The following is a 17,455-nucleotide window of genomic DNA, read 5'->3' as shown; positions in this document are numbered from 1 at the left end:
GCTCGCGCTCCTTCAGGTTAGTAATGACCGTCTCGCCAATCCGGATGCTGCCTGAATCCGGCTCCTCCAGCCGGTTCAGACAGCGGATCAGCGTGGATTTACCCGCGCCGCTGAAGCCGATGATGCCGAAGATTTCTCCTTTTTCGATATGCAGATTAATGTCCGTAAGCGCTGAAACCGTTCCGCCGCGCGTCCGGTAGCTCTTGTTCAGATTAGTGACGGTAATCATGCGTGGGCCGACCTTCTTTCACAGGAAATAAAAAATCAAGCCCACTTTACCTGACGGCGTCTAGCGGCTTGATCTCCAGTTGATCTGGTCAATCATAATTCCTATTAATTCAATGCGATTAATTGATAATTAATAATATAGAATAACCGCACTATGATGTCAATTAAAAAAGCGTACAACCGATACTTCCGGCGTACGCTTGACTCGATATAACCTTTGCTTGATATGGCAAAGCGCCTACTGCGCCTTCTCCAGCCCCGCAAACACCAGCGTCGTGACATATTTGCGGGCATCCGCCGTCAGCAGCAGCAGCTCTACGCTACCGCTCCCCGGCTTCGCTTCGTCAAACTTCACTTTGGCTCCGTCCAGGGTTTCCAACATACCGGCGACAGTATAACCGCGAGCCAGCAGATCGTCGATGTCCTGCTTCTCCTTGGCGAAATCATCGTATGCGGACATTAGATCACCCCTCCGCTAACCTCGGCTTTGGCCGGAACCGCCGGAGCGGTCCCGAACCGCTTGCGCTGCAAATACTTGCCTGCGCCCGGCTTGCCGACGAACTTCTTGTCACGGATCACGAACTCGCCCCGGCTCAGCACGGAGACCGGTTCTCCCTTGACCTCGAAGCCCTCGAAGGCGTTATAATCGACGTTCATATGATGCGTTTTCGCGGAAAGGGTCCGCTGTACGGCGGGGTCGAAAATGACGATGTCGGCGTCGCTCCCCACGGCGATCGTCCCTTTTTGCGGGAACAGGCCGAACAGCTTGGCGCTGGTAGTCGAGATAATATCCACGAATTTATTCAGCGAGATGCGGCCTTTGTCCACGCCCTCGGAGTACAGAATGGTGAAGCGGTCTTCAATCGTCGGCCCGCCGTTCGGAATCTTCGAGAAGTCGCCAAGACCCAGCTCCTTCTGGCCCTTGAAGTTGAACGAGCACTGATCGGAGCCAATGGTCTGCAGACTGCCGTTCCAGAGGGATTTCCACAGCACGTCCTGATTCCACTGCTCGCGCAGCGGCGGCGACCAGACGTATTTGGCCCCTTCGAAGTCCGGCTTCTCAAGCGCCGTCTGGTCAAGGACGAGATACTGCGGACAGGTCTCGCCGTAGACGCGCAGCCCCTTCTTGCGGGCTTCTTCGATCTTCCACGCCGCTTCGGCGCAGGTGACATGCACTACATACAGCTGCGAATCGGTCAGCCCGGTCAGATAGGCGGCGCGGCCCGTGGCTTCGCCCTCAAGCTCCGGAGGCCGGGTCAGCGCATGATAGATCGGATCGGTATTGCCCTCGGCCAGCGCTTTGCCGACGAGATAGTCAATGACGTCGCCGTTCTCGGCGTGGACCATGACGAGCGCGCCTTCCTGCTTGGCGGCCTGGAGCGTCTTGAAGAGTGTACCGTCGTCGGCCTGGAGCACATTTTTGTAAGCCATGAACACTTTAAGGGAGGTGATGCCTTCGTTCTCGATAATTTGCGGCAGCTCCGCCAGCACCATGTCGTTCAGCTCGGACACCATCAGGTGGAAGCCGTAATCGATCACGGCTTTGTCCTGCGATTTCTCATGCCAGGTGTTCACCGCCTGCTGGAGAGGCAGCCCCTTGCTCGTCAGGCAGAAGTCAATCACGGTCGTCGTTCCGCCATAGGCGGCGGCGATGGTTCCCGTCTCGAAGTCATCGGCGGTCACGGTTCCGCCAAACGGCATATCCAGATGCGTATGCGGATCAACGCCTCCCGGGAAGACGTAGCAGCCGGAAGCGTCGATGATCTCGGCCCCGTCCGCCTTCAGATCAAGGCCGATTTCCGTAATTATTCCGTTCTCGATTGCAACATCCCCGGCAAAAGTGTCGGCCGCCGTCACAATCGTCCCGTTCTTGATGAGCTTCTTCATGCTCAAACCACCTCCGCTTTGGAATAGGCGCCGCTCAGACCGCCAACGACTTGCTGGCGCTCGTTCCAGGTCATCGGCGGAAGGCCGCTGTCGATTTCCACCATGTCGATCGCCCCTTCGGCCGGGCAGACGATCGAGCACAGGTTGCAGCCGACGCAGTCTTCCTCGCGCACCTTCAGAATCGCTTTCCCGTCCGCATTCGTCAGCATATCGATGCATTGATGCGAGGTGTCCTCGCAGGCAATATGGCATTTGTTGCAGTTGATGCAGTTCTCCTCGTTGATCCGGGCCACCACTTTGTAGTTGAGGTTAAGGTCGCCCCAATTCGAGTATTTCGACACCGATTTGCCGGTCAGCTCGGTCACAGAGGCGAGGCCCTTCTCATCCAGATAATTGTTCAGGCCGTCGATCATTTCCTCCACGATCCGGAAGCCGTGATGCATGGCCGCCGTACACACCTGAATGGCGGTGGAGCCCATCAGCATAAACTCAACGACGTCCTGCCAGGTGGAGATGCCGCCGATGCCGGAGATTGGAACGGTAACCTCCGGATGGCGGGCGCATTCGGCCACCATGTTGAGCGCAATCGGCTTGACGGCCGGACCGCAGTAGCCCCCGTGGGCGCCCTTGCCGCCGATATGCGGAACCGTATTCCACGTATGAATGTCCACTCCCGCGAGACTGTTGATCGTATTGATCAGGCTGATCGCGTCGGCGCCGCCCTTGACGGCATGCCGGGCCGTAACCGTAATGTCGGTAATGTTGGGAGTCAGCTTCACGATAACAGGCGTCTTCGCCACTTCTTTTACCCAATACGTCTGCGCTTCAACCAGATCGGGCTGCTGCCCGGAGGCGGCGCCCATGCCGCGCTCCGCCATCCCGTGCGGACAGCCGAAGTTCAGCTCCAGGCCGTCTACGCCGACATCCTCGACTCTCTTGACGATTTCATGCCACTTCTCCTGCTTGGGCTCCACCATCAGGGAGGCGACTACGGCGTGATTCGGGAAGCGCTTCTTCGTCTCGTAGATCTCCTTCAGGTTGACATCCAGCGGGCGGTCCGTAATCAGCTCGATATTGTTGAACCCGGCTACGCGCTGACCATTGAAATTGACGGCGGCAAAGCGCGACGAGGTGTTGATGATCGGATCGCCGAGCGTCTTCCATACGGCTCCCCCCCAGCCCGCTTCAAAAGCGCGCTGCACCTGATAGCCTGTATTGGTAGGCGGCGCGGAGGCCAGCCAGAACGGATTGGGCGACTTGATCCCTGCGAGATTAATGCTCAAATCTGCCATTGATAATTCCCTCCCTGAAAAATATAGTTATACCGCCGAGCCGACAACGCCGCTCTGCTGCGGCAGCAGCTCTTTGACAATAGCTTGTGCGGCGATTTTGCCCTGCTGGGCCGCGGATACGACCATCGCTTCACCCTTGCCGAAGCCGAAGACGATGTCCCCCGCGGCATAAATTTGCGGATCGGAGGTTTGGTGAGTCGCCTCATCGATCTTCACAACGCCCCATTCATGCGCAAGGCCGAGATGCTCGATCAGGCCGGTGTGGCGCTTCTGTCCGATGGCCAGCACGACGGCTTCCACCGGCATGATGAACTCGGAGCCCTCCACCGGCACCGGCTTGAGCCTGCCGTCGCTGCCGGCCTCCCCGGTCAGCTTCATCGTCACGCATTCGAGGCCGGTCACCTTGCCCAGCTCGTCGCCGACAATGCGCTTTGGCAGCGTCAGCCAGTTGAACTCGACGCCCTCCTGCTTGGCGAACTCATACTCGAAGTCGTAGGCTGTCATCTCCTCGCGGGTCCGGCGGTAGACCATCTTCACATTGGCCGCGCCGAGCCGCACCGAGCAGGTTGCGGCGTCAATCGCCGTGTTGCCCGCGCCGATAATGGCGACGCGCTGTCCCATCAGCTGTATATTCGAGACGCCCGTCTTGGTCGATTCCACCAGCTTGATCGCGTCATACACGCCGTCCAGCTCCTCGCCCGGGATGCCAAGCTCAGGCACGTAGCCCATGCCGGCAGCAAGCACAATCGCGTCATATTCCGCCTTCAGCTCATCCAGCGTTACATCGGTCCCTACCTTCATGCCTGTGCGGATGTCCACGCCAAGCTTCTCGACCTGCTCCACCTCCCACAAGGAGACGGACTGCGGCAGACGGAAGGATACGATCCCGTGCGTGTCCAGTCCTCCGGCTTGTTCTCTCGCTTCGTAGATCACGACGGAGAAGCCTTCGCGAGCCAGCTCCCGGGCAGCCGACAATCCGGCCGGCCCCCCGCCGATCACGGCGACCTTCTTCCCGTTCGGAGCACCCGCCTTGAACAGCTCGGCGCCGCTATTCATCGCCCAATCTGTCGCATAGCGCTGGAGCAGGCCGATCTGGATCGGCTCGGAAGCGTCGTTCAGCACGCAGGCTCCTTCGCACAGCTCCTCGGTCGGGCAGACGCGGGAGCAGCTGGCGCCCACCGGGTTCGACTCCATAATCGTATGCGCGGCGCCCCGCAGGTTGTCCGTCGCAATCCGCTTGATGAAGGAAGGAATGTTAATCCCCGTCGGGCAAGCCTTGATACAAGGAGCATCGTAGCAGTACAGACAGCGGTTGGATTCTTCGACCGCGCCCTTGCGGGTAAGCCCCGGCTCGGCCTCGGCGAAATTTCGCATGAACAGGTCAGGTGAAAATGCGGTCAACTTCGATGCGTGTTCCATCAGAATGATCCCTCCCAGGTGTATGTTACATAATATAACGCAATTACGATTTTTGCCTTATAATTCTACTTACTTCGACAGATTTATATAGTAAAATAAGCTGTATCCCTTAAAACCAAGCTTATCTCTACCTACTTAGGTAAGTTATCCTAACATTTATATTCACACTATAGTCAATTCATTTTTTCGTTACATTAGACATAATGTCTAATTTCAAAAGTGTATTTTTTACGTGAGAGAACAGGTTCAGGGCAGACTTCGGTACAAGAAAAATATACGGCAAATCTGCCAAGACGAGGAGGATGAATATGGACTGGGAGCTTGTGTTCACCATTCGGGAAGCGCTGAAAAGACCGCTGTTCGCCGACGCCAGAGTCGTCGGAGGAAGCTCGGGCCTCGATCGGGCGATCCGCTGGGTGCATGTGCTCGAAAGCTCAAGCATTGAGAGCCTGATCCACGGACAGGAAATGATACTCACAACAGGCATAGGGATGAGCGCCGATCTCCCCGCCTCTCTTGAATTTCTTGAATACCTGATCCAGAAGAACGCAGCCTGTCTGTGCATCGAGCTGGGAACTTATATGAGCGCCGTGCCTGAAGAGCTGGTCTCCCTGGCGAACCGGCATGATTTTCCGCTGATTGTGTTTAACCGCACCGTGCGGTTCGTCGATATCACGCTCGACCTGCATTCGCTTATTATCAACCGCCATCACCGCATGCTCGGGGAGCTGGAGAGCATCTCCCGCGAATTCCACCGCCTGACGCTGACCTCGCAGGGAACGGTCAAGGTGCTGCAACTGCTGTCCAGAAGCACGCGCACGCAGGTTCTGTACATGCAGCTGCAAGGCAAGCCGCAGTTCTTCCCCGCGCTGCCGCCGGAGGAGCAGGAGCCTCTGCTGCGCTTCTTCTCGGCTTTTTATGAAGAAATGGAAGGAATCCATCAGCCGGACGCCGCCCCCAGCTTCCGCGAATTTGGCGGCAAGACGGTTGTGCTCAAGCCCGTCGGCGCCCTTGACCAGACCTGGGCCTATATTCTGATGGTATGCCCGCATAAGCCGCAGGAGTTCGACTGTCTGCTGCTCGACTCGGCCTCGCTGTCCATCGCCCAGGAGCTGCTGCGCACACGCTATATGGAGGAGCGCAAGCTCTTTTCCGAAAATCTGTGGGTTGACGAACTGATCAACGGGCGCATTGACGACGAGAACCGGCTCAAGAGCCTGATCGGACCGGACTTCGGCGTCGTCAACGAGCTGGCTTACCGCGTGTGCCTGATCGAGATCGAGAATCCCCGAAACGTAAAATGGAACAGCTCGGAAAATGAATGGGAGTCGATTACGTTTCACCTTTCACTTGTCCTGCGTTCCATTTTTGAGAAATATTCACTTCGGCCGCTTATTACGCTGAAGAACAACCGTCTGACCGTCATCGCGCTGGACATCCAGTCCAAGCTGCCCGGGCGAACCCGGCTGCAGCAAGCGCTGGAAACCCTGCAGAATATCCGCTCCGACGAGAAGCTGAAGGATCTTCAGCTCGTCATCGGCGTGGGCAAATCGCATACCAAGCTTAAAAATGCTCCATCCGGCTACCAGGAAGCAGTGCAGGCGCTGTCGCTCTACCCCTGTCACCAGAAGCCGACCCTATTCTATGAGGAGCTTGGCGTCTTCCAGCTGCTGCTGAGCCTGAACGACGGCAAGACGCTGCAAAATTTCATCCGTACCTATCTCGGTCCGCTGATCGACCACGACCAGCAGAAGGGCAGCGAGCTGCTGCTGACGCTGCGGGTCTATCTGGATCATGACGGCTCCAAGCAGATTGCGGCGCGCAAGCTGTTCATCGTCAGACAATCTCTATACTACCGTCTGGACAAAATTACGGAGCTGCTCGGCGAGGACTTCATGTCGCCGGAGAACCGCATATCCATTCAGGTCGCGCTGCGGGCCTACCAGTTCCTGTACCCGGAGAAGCTTACTTTGCCCAGCTCCCGTTCAGTACCTCTGTGAACGTATCGAGGATGAACTGGATGTCCTCGTCGGTCGAGGCAAGCGGAGGCGCAAAGGTCAGCACGTTGTTGAAACCTGCTACCGTATCGCCGTTCTTGCCGATAATAAGACCCTTGGCCTTGCAATCGGCGATGATGCCCTTCACGGTATCAAGCGGGGCCGGCTCCTTGGTCGCTTTGTCGGCCACAAGCTCGACGCCCGTGATGAGGCCGAAGCTGCGGACGTCGCCGACCAGCTTGTGATCCAGCAGCCCGGACAGTCCGGCGCTCAAGCGCTTGCCGAGAAGGTCGCCGCGTTCGACGAGATTTTCCTGCTCCATGATTTCCAGGTTGCGCAGTCCCAGGGCGCAGGCGGCCGGATTGCCGCCGAACGTATTGATATGGCGGAAGTAGCCGGAGTCGTCGCCGTTATCCTTGAAGACCTCGTAAATCTCCTTGCGGACGGCAGTTGCCGACAGCGGAAGATAGGCGCTGGTCAGCCCTTTGGCCATCGTCACGATGTCTGGCTTCACGCCGAAGTTGTGGTGTCCGAACCTCCGACCCGACCGGCCGAAGCCGCAGATTACTTCATCGATAATGAGCAGCACGCCGTGCTTCTTGCAGATTTCCTGCACGCGGTCCATGTAGACCTGATGCGGCACAATCACGCCGCCGCCGGTAATGACCGGCTCCATGATGACTGCCCCCACCGTCTCGGCGCCTTCCCAGACGATCGTATCCTCGATCTGCTGGGCCATCAAGAGGTTGAATTCCTCAACCGACTGCCCGGCGGGACGGCGGTAGCTGTCCGGCGGCGCCACATGGAGAAAGCCGCCGCTCAGCGGTTCGTACTTGTATTTGCGCTGGGCTTGCCCCGTGGCGGACAGCGCGCCGAAGGAGTTGCCGTGATAGCCCCGGTAACGGGCAATGAACTTGTGCCGGTAATGCTGGCCGATCTGCTGCTGATACTGCCGAACCATTTTGAAGGCCGCCTCATTCGCTTCCGATCCGCTGTTGGAGAAGAAGATCACATATTCATCTCCCAGCCATTCGTTCAGCTTCTCCGCCAGCAGAATGGCGGGCATATGGCTCTGTGTCAGCGGAAAATAAGGCAAGCTCAACAGTTGATTATATGCGGCTTCAGCCAGTTCCTTGCGGCCGTAGCCCACATTGACGCACCACAGGCCCGACATGCCGTCCAGATATTTCTTCCCGTCGATATCGGTAACCCAGGAGCCGCTTGCGGACGCCGCGATCATCGGCGGATTGGCTTCACTGTATGGCGAAATGTGATGCCACAGATATTTTCGGTCTTTACTGATTGCAAGGTCGCTCTCCATCCCCGTCTTGAGCATTGCGCTTATCCCCTCTCCATGGCCCGCGACGCTTTAGTAGCGGGCTGTGATCATTTTTTTGCGTGTATAGAACTCTACGCCGTCGCGTCCGTTCGCATGCAGGTCCCCGTAGAATGATTGCTTGTAGCCCGAGAACGGGAAGAAGGCCATTGGCGCGGGCACGCCCAGATTGACTCCCAGCATCCCGGCGTCAATCTCTTCGCGGAACTCGCGGACGGCCTTGGCGCTGTCGGTATAGATGCAGGCGCCGTTGGCGAACGGCGACTGATTGGTGACAGAAATCGCTTCCGCCAAGTCCTTGACGCGAACAACGGCCAGCACCGGAGCAAAAATCTCGTCCCGCCAAATCGTCATCCCCGGCTTCACATGATCGAATATCGTCGGGCCGATGAAATAACCCGCCCCTTCGGACGCGGCGTCTTTCCTGCCGTCCCGGACAAGCTTCGCCTGCTCCCGCTCCCCCGTTTCAATATACGATACGGTTCTCTCCTTGTTGGACCCCCGGATCACCGGTCCCAGGAACACGCCCGCGTCCAGACCGTTGCCGATTTTGAGATTGTCGGCGGCAGCCTGGAGGCGCGCCACCAGCTCGTCGGCAATCGCTTCATGCGCAACGACGACGGAGCAGGCCATGCAGCGCTCGCCGGCAGAGCCGAAGGCGGCGGAGGTAATGTTCCTGACCGCATTGTCCATGTCGGCATCGGGCAGAACGATGGAGTGATTCTTGGCTCCGGCCAGCGCCTGAACCCTCTTGCCATGCGCGGTTCCGTTCTTGTAGACGTATTCCGCAACCGGCTGGGAGCCGACGAAGGAGATGGCCTTGATGTCCTCATGCTCCAGCATGCCGTTAACGACCTCATGCGCGCCATGCACGACATTCAGCACGCCGGGCGGGAAGCCCGCCTCCGCGAACAGCTCGGCCAGACGGCCCGCAAGCAGCGGCGTCCGCTCCGACGGCTTCAGCACGAACGTGTTGCCGCAAGCAATCGCCAGCGGGAACATCCAGCACGGCACCATCATCGGGAAATTGAACGGCGCAATGCCGCCGACGACGCCGAGCGGATAGCGATACATGCCCGACTCGATGCCCGTGGCAATGTCCGGAAGCTGGCTGCCCATCATCAGGGTTGGAGCGCCGGCGGCAAATTCCACGCATTCGATGCCGCGCTGCACCTCTCCGCGCGCTTCTTCGAGACTCTTGCCATTCTCCAGTGTAATCAATTCCGCCAGCTCTTCCGCATGCTTCAGCAGGAGCTGCTGGTATTCGAAGAAATAGCGGGCCCGGCGAGGCACAGCGATCTTTTTCCAGCTGTAAAAGGCCGCCTTTGCCGCCGTAGCCGCGGCACCCAGTTCCTCACGACTGGACAGCGGCACGTAAGCGAGCACCTCTTCCGTTGCGGGATTGAACACTTCTTCCTCCCGCCCGGAGGACGACTCCACCCATTGCCCGTTGATAAAATTTCTCACTTTCTCAGTCTGTCTGACCAGCAGAGACATGCAAGGCACCTCTTTTCCAGTTAAATATCTCCGGCAATTCGGAGTTTGCGCTTCTTGGGCGATCCACTGACTCCCCCCGAAAAAAACCGCCTCCGCAAAATCAGATCCGCACAGGCCCGGGGCGGGCTGTCAGGAATTTCGCGGAGGCTCCAGGATCAGCCAAGCGGGCTTATCCTGCGGATTGCATTATTTGGAAGCCATGTCCATAATTTCGTTCGTATACGCTTCGGACAGATTGGCCTCTTTCTTGATTACGCCGAACTTGAAGGCGATGTCCGCCGTTTGCTTGAATGCGGCTTCGTCCGTGTAGCCCAGCTTGGAGATGTCGAAGCCTTCCGGCTGAATCAGCTTGGCGACTTCCTCCATCATTTTGAGCTGATGATCCTTGGTCGTGCTGCCGGCTTCCGCCTGCTCCATCACGATGTCCACGGCCGCCGCCGGATCGGCGATGGCATCCTTCCAGCCTTTAAGCGAAGCGCGGACGAATTTCGCCGCCGTCTCTTTGTTGGCCTCCAGCCATTCCTTGTTGGCGAACAGATTGTCTTCCAGCATGGCCACGCCCTCGTCGTTCATGTCGATGACATTCAGATCCTCGGCCTTGACGCCCGATTCAAGCACAACCTGATACTCGTTGTACGTCATCGCGGAAGCCGCATCCAGCTCTCCGCCAAGGAATTGGTCCATCGTAAAGCCCTGTTTTGTAAATTTGATATCTTTATTCGAATCGAGCTTGTATTTGTCAAACAGCGCTAGCAGTTCGAACTCATTGCCGCCCATCCAGTTGCCGACCCGTTTGCCCTTCAGATCAGCCGGAGTGTTGATATTCGCCGATTTCTTGGAGACCAGCACAAGACCGCTCTTTTGGTAAATCTGGGCGATTTGCACGAGCGGCATTTCCTGCTCCTGGCTCGTCAGGAGACTCGCCACCCAATCGACGCCGATATCCGCCGATCCGCCGGCAACCTGCTGCTCAGGCACGATATCCGGTCCGCCGGGCAGGATTTGCACGTCCAGACCCTCGTCCTTGTAGTAGCCTTTGCTGAGCGCGACGTAGTACCCGGCAAATTGAGCCTGCGGCACCCATTTCAGTTGAAGCTTGACCGGGACCGGGTCCGCCGAAGGCGCCATGCTTGCTTCCGGAGCAGCCGAGCTTCCCGCAGCAGCGGACGGCTCGCTTCCCGAGGCGTTATTTCCGCCTCCGCAGCCCGCAAGCACCGACAATACCAACGCCACTACCGCCAATAACAGCACACCGCGAAATTTTCTGTTTTTTACGCTCATCAACCCAATTCCCCCCACTGAAAATTTTTGAAATAAATGAAGAACACGATTCCTGGTGCAGTATGGTTGCCATCATGATGTGCTGTATGCAAACGGCCAGGCCCGATCTCTCATCGCAAAGCCAGCGGCCGGTTGTACCGACAATCCCGCTTCTGTCAAGCCCGCCGCGAAGGATGCCAGCGGATGAACACCTTCTCCAGCCGTTCCACCACCAGGTAAAAAATGACGCCCGCAATCGCGGCAAGCACGATGCATGACCAGCCGAGCGGCATCTTGGCGACCTTGATGGAGTTGGACAGCAGATAACCAAGCCCACGCGAAGAGAAGAAGAATTCGCCGACAATCGCCCCGATCATGCTTGCGGTCGCGTTGATCTTCAGCGCGGTGAACACATAGGGCAGGCTGTTCTTGATCCGCAGGTGGCGGAACACCGCCGATTTGGGCGCGGCGTAGGAATGCATCAGATCCAGCGCCAGCGGATCGATGGCGGCCATGCCCTTGTAGGCGTTGATCGCCATCGCGGCCATCGTCGTGGCCGTCACTATGGCGATGCGGGAGCCTAAGCCGTCCCCGAACCACAGGTTCATGATCGGCGCGAGCGCCACGATGGGAACGGCGTTCAGCGCGGCGACCAGCGTCAGGCTTCCGCCGCCCCATCTCGGCCAGGCCGTGGCGGCCAGCGCGATGATGAAGCCAAGCGCCGAGCCGGCCAGCATGCCGAGCACCGCTTCAGTGAGCGTATATCCCGTATAGGAGAGCAGCAGGCTCATATTATCGCCCATCGCCTCCGCAATCGCGGACGGCAGCGGAAGCTGGTATTTCTTCAGATCGAATAGCTTATGGATGACCTGCAGCTCCCACAGCGCCAGAAACAGCACGCCTGCGAGCACAGGAAGAATGACGCGAAAGACTGCGGACTTCTGCGCGCGGCGGCGCGGCTTGCCCTTCTGCACGGGCGCCGCCTGCGGCGGCGGGGCCGATGCGGCCGTCAAAGCGGCCTGCGGACGGCCTCCGCCCTCAGCGCCCTGGGATGAGACGAATGCCGGTTCGCGGGTGGTATTGCCTTTCATCATCTGCCGCCCCCTTTCGGACGGAATTCAGGCTGCCAGGGAGCGACAAGCCGCTCAATCAGGCTCATGATTCCATAGCTGGCCATGCCAAGGAACGCGCCGACCAGAATGGTCGACCAGAACATGTAAGTATGGGAAGGGCCGTAATACAGATTGCGCAGCATAATGACGCCGATTCCATGCTGCGCGCCCATCAGCTCGACCAGAATCGCCCCGGTAACCGCAAGCGGAGCGGCGATCTTCAGCCCGCTGAACAGGCCGGGAAGCGCGGCGGGAAGCCGCAGCTTCCAGTAGACGGCCCACGGTTTGGCCGCGTAGGAATGCATCAGCTCCAAAGCGGAGAGATTGACGCTCCGGAGTCCCCGCAGCATATTGAGCGACACGGGAAAGAAGGTAATATAACCCGAGATAATAATCCGCGAAATCTGCTCGTCGCGGACGATGCCGTAGATGATCGGGGCCAGGCCCAGAATCGGAATCATCTGCGAAGCGACCGCGTAAGGGAAGGTAAGCTGCTCAATCGTCTTCGACACACTCATCAGCACGGCGAGCAGCACCCCGGCGGCGGCGCCGAGCAGGAAGCCGACTCCGGCGTTGCCGAACGTGGCGGCCCCCTCCTTCAGCAGCGTGCCCGCGTACCGAAAGAGCGTTGCAACCAATTCATGCACATAGGGCAGCTTCGATTGGGCAAGCGGCGTACGCACCACATTCAGCAGCACCCACGAAAGGGCCTCCCAGACAATCAGCAGCCCCGCCACCCAGACGAGCAGAGGCAGGAACCGCCCCTTCACCAGCATGCTGTTTCCTTTCATGACTACACTCCCTCGAAGCTGTCGCGAATGCCCGCGATCAGATCAAAAAATTCCGGGCTGTTTCTCATCTCGGCCGTCCGCGGACGCGGCAGCGGAATATCAACCACCGCAGACAGGCGGCCCGGATGCGGGGACAGCACGAAGACCCGGTCGGACAGGAAGATCGATTCGGGAATGCTGTGAGTGACGAATACAACCGTATTGCCCACCTTGCTCCATACGGACAGCAGCTCTTCATTCAGACGCTCGCGCGTGAATTCATCGAGGGCGGAGAACGGCTCATCCATGAGCAGGATTTCCGGCTCCATCGACAGCGCCCGGGCAATCGCGACCCGCTGCTGCATCCCTCCGCTCAGCTGCCACGGGTATTTGTCGGCGAAGCCCTTCAGCCCGACAAGCTCCAGCAGCTCCAGCGCCTTCTCGTCGCGGCGGGCTTTCTTGACGCCCATCAGCTCCAGCGGCAGCGTGATGTTATCCTTCACCTTGCGCCAGTCGTACAGCACAGGGCTTTGAAAGACGATGCCGTATTTCTGGGCGAGCCGCGCCTCCCTGGCGCTTTTGCCAGCTACCGTCACCCGTCCTGCCGTCGGCTCGATCAAATCGGCCATAAGCCGAAGCAGCGTCGTCTTGCCGCAGCCGGACGGCCCAAGCAGCGAGACAAACTCTCCCTTGGCAATATCCAGGCTCACCTGATGCAGCGCCAGAACATCCGCCGTATCGGTCTGATAGCGCATCTCGACATTCTCCATTTGAATTTCAGGAACCTTTGTCGCCATAAGTGACACCGAAATCCCCCCACCCCTGTATTATTTTTATATATGGCATATTAGTTGACACCAAAATTAGTTTTTCCGGTAAAATTACATTGTCCATGTAGCTTTAACTAACATGTTACACTGTGCTCTTGTCCCTCACACTAGACAAAAAGTAAAATAGCTTTGGGGAATTTCCGTCATTTTGTCCAGCCCGTCAATTTGAGGGTTACAAACGCGCTTTACTGAAGCAGACCTGGACCTCTATGTCCCTTTACCCCCTTTTTTTGTTTTTCACCCGGCGTTTTCAGTTTAAATAGAAGATATCCGGGTACTACCCGCATTTATTTATGTCAAGAATAGGAGGAGAGACTGTGATCAAGGTCGGTTTGACGGGATTTGGCGATCATGACGAGCTGTATGGAAGAATAAAGCCCGCAGACCGCTTGCCCGCATACAGCGCGCATTTTTCCATCGTGGAGATCGACAGCTCCTTCTACGCCGTGCAGCCGGTCAGAAATTACGCCAAATGGGTAAGCCAGACCCCCGAGGATTTCGGTTTTATTATTAAAGCCTATCAGGGCATGACCGGGCACTTGCGGGGCAAAAAGAATTATTTCGACACCGCCGAGGAAATGTTTCAGGCGTTTCATACCTCGATTGAACCCGTCACCTGTGCAGGCAAGCTGATCATGACGCTCTTCCAGTTTCCGCCCTGGTTTGATTGCACCAAGGAGAACGTGGATATCCTGCGGGAGACGAGGGAAAGGATGCGGGATGTGCCCTGCGCGCTCGAATTCCGCAACTCCACCTGGTACAGCCCGGAATACCGGGACCGGACGCTGGCTTTTATGAAAAAAGAAGGCTGGATTCATACGGTAGTCGATGAGCCACAGGCCGGAATTGGCTCCATTCCGATCGTGTCCGTGGCAACCTCGCCGGAATTGACCTATGTGCGGATGCATGGGCGAAACGCCAAAGGCTGGCATCAGAGCAGCCACCCCGAGTGGCGCAAGCTGCGCTATCTGTACCGCTACAGTACGGAAGAGCTGACGGAATGGCAGGACCGGCTGAAGGAGCTGGAGAAGGACTCGAAGAACGTGTATGTGGTCTTCAACAACAATTCGGCGGGCGATGCGACCCCCAATGCCAAAGAGCTTCAGGCTCTCCTTGGCGGAGATGACAGCGGACTTTCGCCCCTGCAGCTTGATTTGTTCGACCATTCGTCTTGATTTGCATATTCTAGTTATGGCTCTAGCGGATAAAACATTCAGGAGGCCGATCATGATAAAACGCAATCATACGATGATGCAGTTTTTCGAGTGGCATGTGGCCGCCGACGGCCAGCACTGGAAGCGCCTGGCAAGGCTTGCGCCGGAGCTGAAAGCTGCGGGGATTGACTCCGTCTGGATTCCCCCGGTGACCAAAGGCCAATCCGCCGAGGATACCGGATACGGAATATACGATCTGTACGACCTTGGGGAATTCGACCAAAAAGGCACGATCCGCACGAAGTACGGCACGAAGCAGGAGCTGATTGACGCGATTGCGGAATGTATGCGGCACGGCATTGCGGTCTATGTTGATCTCGTCATGAACCACAAGGCCGGAGCGGATGAAACGGAGGTATTCAAGGTCGTTGAGGTTGATCCGGGCAACCGGCTGAAGGTCATATCGGAGCCGTTCGAAATTGAAGGCTGGACGAAATTCACATTCCCGGGACGCGGCGACGAGTATTCTTCATTCAAATGGAATTATGAGCATTTCAACGGTACGGACTATGATGCGGGCAATGGACGGACCGGCATCTTCAAGATTATCGGCGAGAACAAGGACTGGAACCGCAATGTAGACGACGAGTTCGGAAATTACGATTATCTGATGTTCGCCAATATCGATTACAGCCACCCTGTCGTCCGCTCCGAAATGCTGGAATGGGGAAAATGGCTCGTCGATACGCTCCAGTGCGGCGGCTACCGTCTGGATGCGATCAAGCATATCAACTATGATTTCATCCGGGAGTTCGCGGCGGAAATGACCCGCAAGCGCGGGGAGGACTTCTACATTGTCGGCGAATTCTGGAATCCGGATCTGGACGCCTGCCGGCAGTTCCTGGATACGGTCGATTACCAGATTGATCTGTTCGACGTAGCCCTCCACTACAAGTTCCAGGCCGCTTCGCTCGGCGGCAGGAACTTCGATCTGACCACCATTTTTAATGACACGCTCGTGCAGACGCACCCTACCCACGCCGTCACTTTTGTCGACAACCATGACTCCCAGCCCCATGAATCGCTGGAGTCCTGGGTCGGCGACTGGTTCAAGCCGAGCGCGTACGCGCTCATCCTGCTCCGGCTGGACGGCTACCCGGTCGTATTCTACGGCGATTATTACGGCATTGGCGGACCGACGCCGGTTGAAGGCAAGCGCGAGGCGATCGACCGGCTGCTGTCCGCCCGCTACCACAAAGCCTACGGGGAGCAAAGCGATTACTTCGATCATCCGAATACCATCGGCTGGGTGCGCCGGGGGGTGGATGAAATTCCGGGCTCGGGCTGCGCGGTCGTCGTATCCGGCGGAGACGACGGCGAGAAGCGCATGTTCGTCGGAGCGAATCGCGCCGGGGAGCGCTGGACCGATCTGACGCTGAACCGGGAGGGTGCGGTAGAGATCGGCAGGGACGGATGGGCGGTCTTTCCGGTAAACGGAGGTAGCGTATCCGTATGGGCGCTGCCAATGGAGCAAGAGGATGGGAAGGATACCGCCCTGGCACATGGCCTGGAGACAGATACGGTGGAAAAAGTTCAATCGGGGAAAAAATAAGGAAAGACTGTGCAGGAGCTTCAGAAGGGCAGGCTCATTGCAGAAACGGCAAGCCCCGCTGACCGCGAAAAATACAGGCGGGCAGCGGGGCTGCTGTTATTTGCATATGATTAAAGAAGGCAATACTCAACAAAGCTTGCCGGTCTCTATTCGTGCGCGTTCTCTCCCACCCAATCCGGGGTTCTTCGGCCCACGATCCGCTCAATCGGATAGACTCTCCATACGGCGGTGACAACCGAAGCGCATAAGGCCGCCTTGAGGAAGTCTCCCGGCAGGAACGGCAGCATGCCCGCAGTCAGTGCCTTGGACAGCGTGTCGATGCTCGGCATCGAATGCACCAGCCAGGCTACGCCGGTCGGATATACCAGCAGGGAGCCGAATAGGAAGTTCACCCCGAGCAGCTTGCCGAAGGTGAATTTGCCCTGCGACATCCGCTCGGCAAACCAGCCGATCAGGAATGCCGCAAACGGCCAGGCGAAGATGTAACCGGCAGTCGGGCCGACCAGGACGGACATGCCTCCCCGTCCACCCATTACCGGAAACCCGGCGGCGCACAGGCCGATAACGATCAGGACGGCGAGCGCTCCGTATCTGGCGCCCAGCACGGAGCCGGCCAGCATGACAGCCAGCGTCTGGAGCGTAATCGGCACCGTTGAGAACGGAAGCGATACTTTCATAGAGCTTAACGCGATCATCACGCCGGCAAAGAGCGCGCTGAAAATAAGTCCGCGCAAGGACCATCTGTTCATGAGTTGATTGTTCCTCTCCATTTTTTAGACCAATATAACACCTTAGGTCAAATACATCAATGTATGAATTTGTTATAATCAATTACGCAAGCGGGAAACAGTCTCTTTCGAAAGCGAGCGTAACTATGATCCATGCCAAGCATTTGAGCCTGACGCTGCGGGACGGCCAGCGGAGCCTGACGGCGCTTCAGGATATTAATATACATATCAAAAAAGGGGAATGGGTCGCGCTGACGGGCGCGAACGGCAGCGGCAAATCCAGCCTTGTGCGGACCTTCAACGGGCTGCTTATCCCCTCCGGCGGCCGTCTGA

Annotated in this window: 16 protein-coding genes; 4 read left to right on the top strand and 12 right to left on the bottom strand. The window is 57.7% G+C overall.

Annotated features, from left to right (window positions below):
• From L692_RS29010 to L692_RS0115610, 5 genes are all read right to left on the bottom strand, one after another.
• On the bottom strand, positions 1-229 hold a 229-nt coding region (locus L692_RS29010; RefSeq protein WP_036723936.1), incomplete at its 3' end, for an ATP-binding cassette domain-containing protein.
• Between the two features lie 237 nt (positions 230-466).
• Positions 467-688 carry a hypothetical protein gene (locus L692_RS0115625; RefSeq protein ID WP_025701084.1) on the bottom strand — a complete coding sequence of 74 codons (222 nt, stop codon included), beginning with the start codon at positions 686-688 and terminating at the stop codon, positions 467-469.
• On the bottom strand, positions 688-2,115 hold the full coding sequence (gene hydA, locus L692_RS0115620; RefSeq protein ID WP_025701083.1) for a dihydropyrimidinase: 1,428 nt from the start codon (positions 2,113-2,115) through the stop codon (positions 688-690). The genes L692_RS0115625 and hydA overlap by 1 nt, the downstream gene beginning before the upstream one ends.
• A 2-nt stretch (positions 2,116-2,117) precedes the next feature.
• The gene (preA, locus tag L692_RS0115615; RefSeq protein WP_025701082.1) at positions 2,118-3,407 is read right to left on the bottom strand and encodes an NAD-dependent dihydropyrimidine dehydrogenase subunit PreA; all 1,290 of its coding nucleotides are present in this window, start codon (positions 3,405-3,407) and stop codon (positions 2,118-2,120) included.
• 27 nt (positions 3,408-3,434) lie between these two features.
• Entirely contained in the window at positions 3,435-4,826 is a 1,392-nt protein-coding gene (locus tag L692_RS0115610; protein ID WP_025701081.1) for an NAD(P)-dependent oxidoreductase, read from the bottom strand.
• Between the two features lie 308 nt (positions 4,827-5,134).
• Between L692_RS0115610 and L692_RS0115605 the strand changes: the two genes are divergently transcribed.
• Entirely contained in the window at positions 5,135-6,826 is a 1,692-nt protein-coding gene (locus L692_RS0115605) for a PucR family transcriptional regulator (RefSeq protein WP_025701080.1), read from the top strand.
• On the opposite strand, the gene L692_RS0115600 is transcribed toward L692_RS0115605, so the two are convergent.
• The 6 genes from L692_RS0115600 to L692_RS0115575 form a co-directional block, all read right to left on the bottom strand.
• Complete coding sequence (locus L692_RS0115600; protein WP_025701079.1) at positions 6,792-8,159, bottom strand: aspartate aminotransferase family protein; 1,368 nt, start codon at positions 8,157-8,159, stop codon at positions 6,792-6,794. The two genes, L692_RS0115605 and L692_RS0115600, sit on opposite strands and share 35 nt — an antisense overlap.
• Positions 8,160-8,192: 33 nt before the next feature.
• Complete coding sequence (locus L692_RS0115595; RefSeq protein WP_025701078.1) at positions 8,193-9,656, bottom strand: CoA-acylating methylmalonate-semialdehyde dehydrogenase; 1,464 nt, start codon at positions 9,654-9,656, stop codon at positions 8,193-8,195.
• Between the two features lie 186 nt (positions 9,657-9,842).
• A complete protein-coding gene (locus L692_RS0115590) occupies positions 9,843-10,937 on the bottom strand; it encodes an ABC transporter substrate-binding protein (protein WP_036723932.1) in 1,095 nt (364 codons plus the stop codon).
• 155 nt (positions 10,938-11,092) lie between these two features.
• On the bottom strand, positions 11,093-12,010 hold the full coding sequence (locus tag L692_RS0115585; protein WP_025701076.1) for an ABC transporter permease: 918 nt from the start codon (positions 12,008-12,010) through the stop codon (positions 11,093-11,095).
• On the bottom strand, positions 12,007-12,819 hold the full coding sequence (locus tag L692_RS0115580) for an ABC transporter permease (RefSeq protein ID WP_025701075.1): 813 nt from the start codon (positions 12,817-12,819) through the stop codon (positions 12,007-12,009). The genes L692_RS0115585 and L692_RS0115580 overlap by 4 nt, the downstream gene beginning before the upstream one ends.
• A gap of 2 nt (positions 12,820-12,821) precedes the next feature.
• The gene (locus L692_RS0115575) at positions 12,822-13,595 is read right to left on the bottom strand and encodes an ABC transporter ATP-binding protein (RefSeq protein WP_036723930.1); all 774 of its coding nucleotides are present in this window, start codon (positions 13,593-13,595) and stop codon (positions 12,822-12,824) included.
• 350 nt (positions 13,596-13,945) lie between these two features.
• Between L692_RS0115575 and L692_RS0115570 the strand changes: the two genes are divergently transcribed.
• Together L692_RS0115570 and L692_RS0115565 are read left to right on the top strand one after the other, a co-directional pair.
• Positions 13,946-14,803, top strand: a complete 858-nt coding sequence (locus L692_RS0115570; RefSeq protein WP_025701073.1) for a DUF72 domain-containing protein — start codon at positions 13,946-13,948, stop codon at positions 14,801-14,803.
• Between the two features lie 55 nt (positions 14,804-14,858).
• Positions 14,859-16,394 (top strand): alpha-amylase, encoded by a 1,536-nt coding sequence (locus tag L692_RS0115565; RefSeq protein ID WP_025701072.1) that lies wholly within the window; start codon positions 14,859-14,861, stop codon positions 16,392-16,394.
• A gap of 146 nt (positions 16,395-16,540) precedes the next feature.
• On the opposite strand, the gene L692_RS0115555 is transcribed toward L692_RS0115565, so the two are convergent.
• Positions 16,541-17,143 (bottom strand): biotin transporter BioY, encoded by a 603-nt coding sequence (locus L692_RS0115555; RefSeq protein ID WP_025701071.1) that lies wholly within the window; start codon positions 17,141-17,143, stop codon positions 16,541-16,543.
• Between the two features lie 125 nt (positions 17,144-17,268).
• On the opposite strand from L692_RS0115555, the gene L692_RS29005 reads away from it, so the two are divergent.
• Positions 17,269-17,455, top strand: a 187-nt coding sequence (locus L692_RS29005) for an ATP-binding cassette domain-containing protein (protein ID WP_036723927.1), incomplete at its 3' end; no start/stop codon positions are given.

The organism is Paenibacillus forsythiae T98 (genome assembly GCF_000520735.1).
Classification (GTDB): Bacteria; Bacillota; Bacilli; order Paenibacillales; family Paenibacillaceae; genus Paenibacillus_AQ; species Paenibacillus_AQ forsythiae.
Note: the sequence above shows the minus strand (reverse complement) of the source record. Positions and strands in the feature narration are given on the sequence as shown.

Excerpts from the sequence above, each read along its gene's own strand:
- L692_RS0115595 (WP_025701078.1), bottom strand. The coding sequence starts at position 9,656 with ATGTCTCTGCTGGTCAGACAGACTGAGAAAGTGAGAAATTTTATCAAC.
- L692_RS0115580 (WP_025701075.1), bottom strand. The coding sequence starts at position 12,819 with ATGAAAGGAAACAGCATGCTGGTGAAGGGGCGGTTCCTGCCTCTGCTC.
- L692_RS0115585 (WP_025701076.1), bottom strand. The coding sequence starts at position 12,010 with ATGATGAAAGGCAATACCACCCGCGAACCGGCATTCGTCTCATCCCAG.
- L692_RS0115605 (WP_025701080.1), top strand. The coding sequence starts at position 5,135 with ATGGACTGGGAGCTTGTGTTCACCATTCGGGAAGCGCTGAAAAGACCG.
- L692_RS0115600 (WP_025701079.1), bottom strand. The coding sequence starts at position 8,159 with ATGCTCAAGACGGGGATGGAGAGCGACCTTGCAATCAGTAAAGACCGA.
- L692_RS0115610 (WP_025701081.1), bottom strand. The coding sequence starts at position 4,826 with ATGGAACACGCATCGAAGTTGACCGCATTTTCACCTGACCTGTTCATG.
- L692_RS0115625 (WP_025701084.1), bottom strand. The coding sequence starts at position 688 with ATGTCCGCATACGATGATTTCGCCAAGGAGAAGCAGGACATCGACGAT.
- hydA (WP_025701083.1), bottom strand. The coding sequence starts at position 2,115 with ATGAAGAAGCTCATCAAGAACGGGACGATTGTGACGGCGGCCGACACT.
- L692_RS0115555 (WP_025701071.1), bottom strand. The coding sequence starts at position 17,143 with ATGAACAGATGGTCCTTGCGCGGACTTATTTTCAGCGCGCTCTTTGCC.
- L692_RS0115575 (WP_036723930.1), bottom strand. The coding sequence starts at position 13,595 with ATGGCGACAAAGGTTCCTGAAATTCAAATGGAGAATGTCGAGATGCGC.
- preA (WP_025701082.1), bottom strand. The coding sequence starts at position 3,407 with ATGGCAGATTTGAGCATTAATCTCGCAGGGATCAAGTCGCCCAATCCG.
- L692_RS0115590 (WP_036723932.1), bottom strand. The coding sequence starts at position 10,937 with ATGAGCGTAAAAAACAGAAAATTTCGCGGTGTGCTGTTATTGGCGGTA.